Source organism: Shewanella sp. SG44-2 (genome assembly GCF_014164215.1).
Taxonomy (GTDB): domain Bacteria; phylum Pseudomonadota; class Gammaproteobacteria; order Enterobacterales; family Shewanellaceae; genus Shewanella; species Shewanella frigidimarina.
On sequence record NZ_JACJEU010000130.1, the window covers coordinates 1 to 203 of the forward strand.

Annotated in this window: 1 protein-coding gene; it reads left to right on the forward strand. The window is 57.1% G+C overall.

Annotated elements, in window-relative coordinates; genetic code table 11:
- Positions 1-203, forward strand: a 203-nt coding sequence (locus H5181_RS20575) for a hypothetical protein (RefSeq protein WP_182751910.1), incomplete at both ends; no start/stop codon positions are given.

Genomic DNA, 203 nt, shown 5'->3' on the forward strand with positions numbered 1-203 from the left:
TTTAACGGCCCTGTGACTCAGGACATGCTCGACAACGGCTTTGATGTTGAAGTCCCAGTCACTGCAGGCGCGACCGATGTTGATGTCACCGCGCAAGTGATTGATATCGCCGGTAACCCATCTGCGACTGCTACCGACAACCAGCCTGTGGACAATGTCGCCGCACCTGCACCCACCGTTGAATTCAGCGGCATGGGCAGCGA